A 9986-nucleotide genomic window follows, 5' to 3' on the forward strand; every position below is an offset into this window, starting at 1 on the left:
GAGCGATAAATCAAAAAACTGCTTGGCGGCTTGTTCTTTGCCTTTATCGCTCAGCATGCTCAGATAATGGCTAGGTCGAATTGCTCTTGGTGCATGAGCGGGTCCGTTTCAATGTTGACTCTGCCTTTGAGGTACGACTCGATCGCTTCGCGCACGCGACGATAGCGGTCATGTAGCGCCTGCGCCACGACCGGATGCACGCGCAAGACGACTTCCTGCCCCTTTTGGACCTCATCACTGAGCCGGCGTGCTTCATCCAGTATCTCGTAGCAGACCGTCTGCGGCGACTTGACCATGCCGCTGCCATGACAATAGGTGCATGGCTCACACAGCGTGCGTTCCAGGCTCTGCTTGACCCGCTTGCGCGTAATCGCCACTAAGCCGAAGTCATTAAACGAAAGAACCTTGGCCGGCGCGCGGTCACGGCGTAACTCTTCTTCCAATACTTGCATGACTTTCTGGCGATTCTTGCGCTCCTCCATATCAATGAAGTCCAGCACGATGATGCCACCTAGATCGCGCAGCCGAATTTGTCGGGCAATTTCTCTGGCCGCTTCCATATTGGTTCGCGTAATCGTATCCTCGAACCGATTTGTTTTGCCGACGAACTTGCCCGTATTGACATCAATCGCAACCAGCGCTTCCGTCTGATTGATCACAATGTAGCCGCCAGATTTGAGCCACACGCGCGGGCGAATGCTTTTTTCGATCTCCGATTGAACGCCGTAGTGTTCAAAGATCGGTGTTGAGCGCGTGTAGAGCTTGACGCGGCTCACCAACTCAGGCAGGAAGTGATCAACAAAGCTGAGAATCTGAGCATAGTCCTGTTCATTATCAACGCGAATGGCGGTGAAATCGTCCGACAGTCGGTCGCGCAAGATACGTTGCACCAAATCCACTTCACGATACAGCAGCGCGGGCGCTTTGACTTTTTCGCTTCGCTGGCGGATGTCTGTCCAGACGCGCACCAGGTACTTCATGTCTTCCTGCAACTGTTCTTCTTCACAGCCTTCCGCTGCCGTGCGCACGATAAAGCCGCCAGTGGCCTTCAATTTGGCACGTATCTTCGCGGCCAGTTTGCGCAGTCGCCCGCGCTCGACGTAGGAAGGAATCCGACGCGAGACGCCGATGTGTTCCGTTGTCGGCATGTAGACAACATAGCGTCCGGGGATCGCAATGTGTGAGGTGACGCGCGCGCCCTTGGCGCCGATCGGTTCCTTGGCCACCTGCACCAGAATATCCTGCCCTTCGTGCAACAGTTCAGCAATGGTGGGCATTGATGTGCTGGACGAACTGGGCTCAGGCGCCTCTTTCGTCTCAACGGGTGATCGTGCACGGTCCAGCGTGCGACGACGTCTCACTTTGCGATGGGCGGCAAATTCGGCGCGCGGCTTGCGGTAGCGAACGGCTGCTTTGCCATCCTCCAGCACCGGCTCCGGCGCGTCTGGGGCGCGTTCGGCGTCATCTGCGGCCTGCTGGCCACGCTCGGTTGAGTCATCTGGCTCATCAACCACGACAGCATGTGACATGGGCGATACGTTCGTTTCAGGAGCTCTAGCTGAGGATTGATCCTCGGCAACTGACGCCATGGGCGCAGCAGGGGCAGCCTCGGCGACCTCGGACCACGATGTGGCCTCCGGCGCACCCAACGGTGTCGGCGCTGCTTCGGCCTCTGGCACATCGGAACGGATGAGCGCCGAGTCATCAGCAGATGGCGGTTCGGGTTCATCCACCACGCGCTCCAACGATTCATCAGTAGACCATTGCGCCCAGAGCGAGCCAACACGCACGTCCGACAAGGAAGGCTCACTGGGCGCTTCGGTCGCCGTCGGCGCTTCGGTCGCCGTCGGCGCTTCAGTCGGCACCGCCTCTTCACCGAGGATGTCACTCATTTCCTCTTGATGAACAGCTTCGATCAATTTTTCTTCGATGATCGCTGACTTCAAATCAACTTCTGATGCAAGGATTTCTTCGTCGCCGTCTTCAGCCGAGAGCGTTGGTTCGGGCAGATCATCAACAAGGCTCTCAATCAACTCGGCCACGCGATCATCGAAGCCGCGGCCCGATGCCAAGGCGACATCGGTCTGGCCTGATGGTTGCTTGGATTCTGTTTCTGCGATGGCCTGGAGAATTCCTTCAACCTCTTCATCGCTGATCTTCTCTAATTCTTCACTCTCGGCCAACGCGCTCTTGGCGGCGGGAGCCGGCTGCTTGACCTCGCGTGGGGGTGTTTCTTCAAATTCGATCTCTTCCCCTTCAAACACATCGGCCACGTACAAAAAGGCGTCGCGTTCCAGGCCAATGGCCACAAAGGCCGACTGCATGCCGGGCAACACCTTCGTCACACGCCCTTTGTAGATATTGCCGACCATGCCTTCGCTTTCTTCATCAACGCGTTCGACATAGTATTCAGTCAGCACACCATCATCAAGGATGGCAATCTTTCGTTCAAACCCATTGGAACTGATAATCATCTCTTTCGCCATGCTCGTTTTCTCCTCTGCTGGTGCGTGATCAACCGGGTAGGAATTTGCTTTGGCGTGCTGTGTCTCACACGCCGCGGATGCTCGCGTCCTGGAGAAACGTCTGCGCGCCGGCTGGCGACCGCCACCAGTAAACTGGCGCATCACACAGCTCGGCTTGGGTCATCCTGTGATCCTCAGTCGTTCTGTAATCAGTTCTGCTTCAGACTGAACGACGAGGATGGCGCGTTGTCTTCGGCAACCTCAGGATGCAGCTCGTTCAATCATCTCGATAAGGACTTACCCATCCGTTCTACATCGCTTGACCACTCACCAGCGACTAATTGACATGCCGATGAAACCGCACGTTCGCCACCAGTCCTAACGCCAAGAACGTGGCAATCATGGATGAGCCGCCATAACTCAGCAGCGGCAGCGGAATTCCCATGATCGGCAATAGCCCGACCACCATGCCCAAATTGATCACGGCATGAAATCCCACTAAACAGGTCACACCCGTCACGATCATCATCCCTAACTGGTCAGGTGAACGCTCGGCATGGCTCAGCATACGCATGAGCATCAATAAATAGACTCCTAACATGCACAACATACCGACAAAGCCGGTCTCTTCCGCCACCACGGCGGCGATGAAGTCCGTATGCGGATAAGGCAGGAACTTCAACCGGCTTTGCGTGCCGCGCATAATCCCTTTGCCCAGGATGCCCCCTGAGCCAACAGCAATGTTCGACTGCATGGTATGGTAGCCATAGCTGCGCGGGTCTGCCTTGTCTGGATGCAAGACGACATCAATCCGCTGCAACTGATACGGCTTGAGAAAATGGCTACGAAAATGCCAGCCAACACCGATGACTATTGCCATCAATACGATCGCCGCCACGATCCACCGCGGCCGAACACCGCCAACAAGAATCATCCCTGCTAAGACAGGGAAAAAGGTCAGGGCCGTGCCCTGATCCGGTTGTAACATAATCAAGAACACAGGTAACAATCCAATGCCAATGACAAATGCCAACTCCCGCAAGGACAAGTATTGTTCTTTGTCCTTCTTCTTCTTCCTCTGCTCGCGCACCTTGGCGATGAATCCACCCACCGCCAGAATGGTCGCCAGCTTGGCCAATTCCGACGGCTGAAAATTGAAGAATCCAAAACGGAACCACGCCCGCGCGCCATTGACCTCCACTCCTACAAATAACACCAAGATGAGTAAAGCAATGGCCATTCCATAGATACTCCATGCCCGCGCCACAATGCGCCGATAATCCAAGAACGTGACGGCAAAGAAACCTACCAGACCGAGACTGACCCAGATGGTCTGCCGATACCAATAGCCTTCTTCCGGCTGCGCACTGTGAATCTCCACAATGCCGAAGCCGGCCAGCGCCAAGGCCATCAATAGCAGCCACCAATCAAAATCTGTCAACAACTTTGATCTGATTCGTCCCATCTGTCTCCCTGTCTATGCAACTTACCTCTGCCCCCTGCGCGCTTGTTGAGTCACCGTCCGTGGACGATGCTTGGTCGTCGCGCCTGATGAATTGTTATGCGTTGGCTTAGGGCTGGCAGCAGATGCGCTCGATGTTGAAGCCGACGCAGCAGCGACGTTGCTCTGCCTGCGGCCTGTGCTATATGCGCGATTACCGCTCGCCGCGCCAGCTTGCGATGGTTTGTTGACGCTGCTGGACGAACCTCTGCCAGCGGATGCAGCAGTTGCCGGAACCAGCGGCGGCTTGACAGCGCGAGCAGGAGCAGCAGTGGCGGCGGCCGGCGATGCAGAGGGTGTCGTGGGCCTGGCTGCGTTGGCCGGCACTGATGTCGTCACGCCCGAGCGGGCTGCCGAAGAAGATGTGTTTGCCTGGTCTCGTTGGGCGATCTGTGTCTGGCTCGGTGGCGCATGATGTTTCCTGTAGTAGGCTTCAAAAATGGCGCCCGCTACTGGCGCGCTGTGCGTCCCACCGAAGCCAATGTTTTCAATCAGCACCACAACGGCGATCTCTGGTTTGTCAAGCGGGGCAAACGCCGCGAACCAGGCATGATCCTTGAACTCGCCACGGGTTTTGTGCAGCGCCACCACCTGCGCCGTGCCCGTCTTACCACTCACATCGAAGCCTTTGACGGCGGCGCGCGTGCCTGTTCCACCCTCGTTCACCACAGCCCACAGTCCCTTGGCCACAAGCTCGTGCGTTTCCTTACTCATGCGAATCCTGAGCGGACGATCATCTTGATACGGCGTGCGCGGTCCTGGCGCGCCAACTTCCAACAGTAGATGCGGCGTGTGAAGCACACCACCCATCGCAATGCCGGCATAGGCGCGCAGCAATTGCAATGGTGTGATGGCGACAGCGCCTTGTCCAACAGAAGCGATGACCGTATCGTGATCGCGCCACTCGGGGTCTCTCGGATTGCGCCGCTTGACATGGCGTCCTGGAATGATGCCTTCACGCTCGCCAGGTAAGTCTATGCCGGTACGCTGCCCCAGTCCCATGCTCTTGACCCACTCATGCATGCGATCCACGCCGAGCTTCAAGCCGAGCCGGTAAAAGTATCCGTCACAGGAGACGCGCAACGCGTTATGCACATCAGGAGCGCCATGCGACCCCATGCAACGGGTAAAGCGATTGCCGATTTGAATGCCGCCGCCACACAAAATACGCGAATCCTGTCGGGTAATCACGCGCTCTTCCAACGCGGCCACAGCAATCAATGGCTTCCAGGTTGATCCGCTCGGATAAGTGCCTTGAATGGCGCGGTTGTACAACGGCAACTGGCGATCCCGGAGCAGCGCCTGATATTCCTCTTTACCGGCAGGCGTTTTGATGCGTTGGGAGAAGAGATTCGGATCAAATGACGGATGACTGACCATCGCCAGAATTTCACCATTGCGTGGGTCCATCGCAATGACCACGCCACGGCGGTCTGCTAACTGTTCTTCCGCCACGCGCTGCAAATCCAGATCAATAGTCAGGCGCAGGTCGCGCCCTGGCACGGGGTCAACTCGGTCCAGTTCCTCAATCTCTCGGCCTGTGCTATCCACCACCACGCGACGCATGCCATCTTTGCCGCGCAACAAGCTGTCATAGTATTTCTCGATGCCGGCTTTTCCGATAATATCGCCTGGACGGTAATCCTTGAATTCGGGCTGCTCCAATTCTTGCGGAGAAATTTCGCTGACGTAACCAAGTACATGGGCCAGCAATGGCCCGTCAGGATAGCGCCGGATCGGTTGCTCGACAATGTCCAGCTCAGGATACTCCAGTTGATGCGCTCGAACCCAGGCCACATCAGCCGTGGTTGCATTCTCCTTAATCACGATCGGATACCACGAGGGCCGCCGCTTGACCGCGTTCATATAGCCACTAATCAGATCGGTATCCAACGCCAATCCACGAATCTTCAGTTCATTGACCACCTCCATCACCGTGCGACCGCGAGCTTGCACTTCTTCGCGGTTCATGATGATGGTCAGACTCGGATTGTTCTCGATCAGGACGCGACCTTCGCGGTCAAATACAAACCCGCGTGGCGCCAGGATAGGCAGTGTCTTGAGCCGATTGTTCTCGGCTCGCTTCAGGTACTCCTCATGGTGGATCACCTGCAACGACCACAGGCGCAAAATAATGGCAACGAATGACAGCACTAACCCATATTGAATGATGGCCAGACGATGGCCCTCGTTCACTTTCCGAGCCTTTTCCGCCAATTCATTCAATTTGAGGTCCATACTGCACTACCTCATCTGCCCTAATCGAACCGTTCGACGTTCGCGTCGCCCTGCCCGCCCTGTCATGTACCGGTCTAGCAGGGGAAAGATAATGATGGCACCAATAAAATTAGCCAGCAATGGCCAAGCCAACCGGCGCAGTAAATTTTCTTGGACAGGCGGCTCGATTAACGACACACCGAACAACGAGTGAAGACCGACGAAAATCAGTCCATGAAGGATAGAAGCGCCAGCCATCACAAACAGCCGGAGCAACGGGCTATCCAGCGCAAAGCGAACACTGAGCGATCCGGTCAAGAACGCGATCACCGTCTTGCAAAAGCTTTGTGTTCCAAGAATCCCGCCGGAGAAGCTGTCTTGTACCAGCCCAGCCCCAGCCCCCAGTAACATGGAGCGCAGCGGGTCCCGTCCGAAACAACTATAGACAACCACAATCAAGACCAGGTCCAGATGGCTCAAATTGAACGATGGAAAACGCAGATAACTCGACACGAGTAATTGGATGAGTAATGCCGCGATCGTTGATAGAATGATCTTCGTTACGCTCACTCCGCCCGCCAGCAGGCCCTCGACGCTTCAGTTGAAGCGAGCCAGGATGATACGTGCCGCCACATCCCGCGCCAACTTACCGGCTGGCATCGCAGCCCGTGGCGCGCCCTAGATGCAGCCCCGTCCCTCGCCTCATGCCTCATTCCATTCAGTTGTCCGCCGCCACCGAACTATCTAACTCAATTTTGCTCGGACGACTCAACAACACAATGACTTCTTCCAATTTTGCCAATGGCGCCAACGGCTCGATGGTGATGTCATGCGACACCATGACCGATCCCTTTTGCACTGCGATGATGCGTCCAATAGGAATGCCCGGCGGATAGATGCCATCCTGCCCGGATGTATACACGATCTCTCCCAATGGGACGATCTCCCGACCGGGCACATAGCGCATCTTGCATAGAGCTTCATTCCTGCCTTCGACAACACCGAGCGCGCGCGATTGGCCAATCACCCCGATCACAGCGCCCGCTCCACTGCGCTCATCGGTAATCAATTGCACCTGTGCGACCGACGGCCCTAAGGCAATCACACGACCGACCAAGCCTTCAGGCGTCATCACCACACTGTTATGAGCGACTCCGTCGCGTCGCCCGCGATCAATCAAAATCGTTCCAAACCAACCCGACACGTCCCGTTGAATCACCCGAGCTATTACACTGCTGCCCATCTGCGTTTGTTGATAGCGAGCCAGCGTGTCCAGTCGCGTGGCAGCGCGTGTCGCCTCTTTCAGTTGGTGCAATTCCAACTGTGTTTGTGCCAGTTGTCGGCGTAACTGCTCAACCTCCTGCTTGGAGCGGCGCAAATCAGCATAGTTTTGCCAGACATGAACGGCATCGCCAAAGGCGGCTCCAACGGTCTTCAAATACGGAGCGACGACGGTCATCATCCACACACGAAAGAAGGATTGCCCCGTCTCAGGCTGCCGTGCATAAAACGACATCAGCAGCATTTGGCCGCTCAGTAAGCCAATCAACGCTAGCACGACGTGGTGACCCGGTCGTTTGCCGGTGGTCATGACAACGACTTAGTATTCAAGCCGTTCGAGGTTAGTGCACACACGTTTGAGCAGATCAATATCGTCTAACATTTTCCCGGCCCCCAACACAACCGATGAGAGCGGGTCTTCGGCCATGATGACCGGCACACTGGTCTCCAACCTCAAACGCTTATCCAAATTCTTCAACAATGCGCCCCCGCCGGTGAGCACAATTCCGTGATCCACAATATCGGCGGCCAGTTCCGGCGGTGTCCGCTCCAACGCCACCCGAACGGCATTGACAATCGTGGTGACGGTCTCAGCCAACGCCTCGCGGACTTCTTCGTCGTTAATGACGATCGTCTTGGGCACACCTTCAATCAAGCTACGGCCCCGCACTTCCATCGAGAGGGGTTCGTCTAAGGGATATGCCGAACCGAGCTCGATCTTGATCTGCTCGGCTGTACGCTCGCCAATCAGCAAGTTGTATTTCCGTTTAATGTACTGGATGATCGCCTCATCCATTTCATTGCTGGCCACGCGCACCGAGCGGGAATAGACAATACCCGATAGCGAGATGACAGCAATATCGGTTGTCCCTCCGCCAATATCCACAATCATGTTGCCCGACGGTTCGGTAATCGGCAGGCCGGCGCCGACGGCAGCCGCGATACATTCTTCGACCAAGTACACATCGCTGGCCTTAGCCCGATAGGCCGCATCAATGACGGCGCGGCGCTCCACTTGTGTGATCTCTCCCGGCACGCCAATGACCACCCGCGGATTGACCCACGAGCGCCCATTGTGGGCCTTGCGAATAAAACTTTGCAACATGATCTCGGTCAACTCGAAATTGGCGATGACCCCATCACGCATCGGACGGATGGCCACAATGTTCGAGTGCGTACGTCCAAGCATCTCCTTGGCTTCTTTGCCCACCGCTTCGACCTTATGCGTCACTTTGTTGACCACTACGATTGAAGGCTCACTGACAACGATACCGCGTCCCTTGGCGTAAACGAGCGTGTTGGCCGTCCCTAAATCAATGGCTAAATCGTTGGAAAAAATACGAAAGATAGACGGCAAGGCACTTCTCCTTCCTCATAAGTGATGTCTGGGCAACGTCGCATTTCTCTCATAGCCCTACAGACGTGAACTGTATCATAAGGCCTGACTTGATTCAACTGCTTGCGCCGGTCATCAGAAGAAATAATCAAGAAATTTCACCGCGCAGCGCAGCTCACGATCTCGACACAGGCACAGACTCTCCTTGCCAACCCTTCACAGCCCGATTATAACTACGCTCCTCTGTGGAGCATTCATCAACAGGAGTACCATGACAGCACACATCCTGGATGGCACGGCCATCGCAACAACGATCAAAGCAGAAGTCGCGCAAGAAGTCGAGCAGTTAGCCACTCGTGGCCTGCAACCGGGCTTGGCAGCAGTGCTCACCGGTAACAATCCGGCTTCGCGCGTCTACGTCAACAGCAAGGTTAATACCTGTCAGCAACTGGGCATCTTTTCTGAGAAACATGAATTACCCGAACAAACGTCAACGGAGCAACTCTTGCAGTTGGTCACATCATTGAACCGTCGCGACGAGATTGATGGCATCCTGATTCAACTTCCGCTGCCGGCGCACATTGACGCCAACAAGATTCTTGAATCTGTTGATCCGGCCAAGGACGTGGACGGTTTCCACCCATACAATGTCGGCAAGCTGGTACAAAATCGCCCAACGTTGATTCCCTGCACGCCAGCCGGCATCATGGATATGCTCGATCGCTACCATATCCTTATCGAGGGCCGGCGCGCGGTCGTCATCGGACGAAGCGACATCGTAGGCAAGCCGATGGCGTTGTTGCTCATGCACCGCAACGCGACGGTCACCGTGTGCCATTCACGAACGCCCCATCTGCCGAGCGTCGCCCGCGAGGCTGACATTTTGGTGTGCGCCATTGGGCGCGCAGCCATGATTACGGCCGAGTATGTCAAGCCTGGCGCAGTCGTGATTGATGTCGGCATGAACCAGTTAACGGACCGCGCTCAAATCGAACGCATCTTCGGCCAGGATGAAAAACGCTTGGCTGAATTCGAGAAAAAAGGCTATACGCTTATCGGTGATGTTGACCCCCGTTCTGTTGCGCCGGTAGCCGGCTACTTGACGCCAGTGCCTGGCGGCGTAGGCCCGCTGACGATTGCGCGGCTGATGAAAAACACGGTGCAAGCAGCAAAACAACGACGTGGA

General features: G+C 55.9%; 7 protein-coding genes. 1 reads left to right on the forward strand and 6 read right to left on the reverse strand.

Annotation, left to right across the window (positions count from 1 at the left end; genetic code table 11):
- Positions 1 to 59: 59 nt before the first annotated feature.
- The 6 genes from NZ823_15785 to NZ823_15810 all read right to left on the reverse strand — a co-directional run bounded on the left by NZ823_15785 (position 60) and on the right by NZ823_15810 (position 8812).
- Positions 60 to 2486, reverse strand: a complete 2427-nt coding sequence (locus NZ823_15785; protein MCS6806587.1) for an Rne/Rng family ribonuclease — start codon at positions 2484 to 2486, stop codon at positions 60 to 62.
- 316 nt (positions 2487 to 2802) lie between these two features.
- Complete coding sequence (rodA, locus tag NZ823_15790) at positions 2803 to 3930, reverse strand: rod shape-determining protein RodA (GenBank protein ID MCS6806588.1); 1128 nt, start codon at positions 3928 to 3930, stop codon at positions 2803 to 2805.
- A gap of 21 nt (positions 3931 to 3951) precedes the next feature.
- Entirely contained in the window at positions 3952 to 6204 is a 2253-nt protein-coding gene (mrdA, locus tag NZ823_15795) for a penicillin-binding protein 2 (GenBank protein ID MCS6806589.1), read from the reverse strand.
- Between the two features lie 6 nt (positions 6205 to 6210).
- Positions 6211 to 6753, reverse strand: coding sequence for a rod shape-determining protein MreD (gene mreD, locus NZ823_15800; protein ID MCS6806590.1), 543 nt, complete (start codon positions 6751 to 6753; stop codon positions 6211 to 6213).
- Positions 6754 to 6901: 148 nt separating this feature from the next.
- Positions 6902 to 7774 (reverse strand): rod shape-determining protein MreC, encoded by an 873-nt coding sequence (gene mreC, locus NZ823_15805; GenBank protein MCS6806591.1) that lies wholly within the window; start codon positions 7772 to 7774, stop codon positions 6902 to 6904.
- Between the two features lie 9 nt (positions 7775 to 7783).
- The gene (locus tag NZ823_15810; GenBank protein MCS6806592.1) at positions 7784 to 8812 is read right to left on the reverse strand and encodes a rod shape-determining protein; all 1029 of its coding nucleotides are present in this window, start codon (positions 8810 to 8812) and stop codon (positions 7784 to 7786) included.
- A 259-nt stretch (positions 8813 to 9071) separates the two neighbouring features.
- On the opposite strand from NZ823_15810, the gene folD reads away from it, so the two are divergent.
- Positions 9072 to 9986 (forward strand): bifunctional methylenetetrahydrofolate dehydrogenase/methenyltetrahydrofolate cyclohydrolase FolD (gene folD / locus NZ823_15815; GenBank protein ID MCS6806593.1); only part of this gene is annotated, 915 nt, incomplete at its 3' end.

The organism is Blastocatellia bacterium, from assembly GCA_025054955.1.
In the GTDB taxonomy this organism is placed as follows: domain Bacteria; phylum Acidobacteriota; class Blastocatellia; order HR10; family J050; genus JANWZE01.

Coding starts and splice junctions, on each gene's coding strand:
- NZ823_15785 (MCS6806587.1), bottom strand. CDS start 2,486: ATGGCGAAAGAGATGATTATCAGTTCCAATGGGTTTGAACGAAAGATT.
- rodA (MCS6806588.1), bottom strand. CDS start 3,930: ATGGGACGAATCAGATCAAAGTTGTTGACAGATTTTGATTGGTGGCTG.
- mrdA (MCS6806589.1), bottom strand. CDS start 6,204: ATGGACCTCAAATTGAATGAATTGGCGGAAAAGGCTCGGAAAGTGAAC.
- mreC (MCS6806591.1), bottom strand. CDS start 7,774: ATGACCACCGGCAAACGACCGGGTCACCACGTCGTGCTAGCGTTGATT.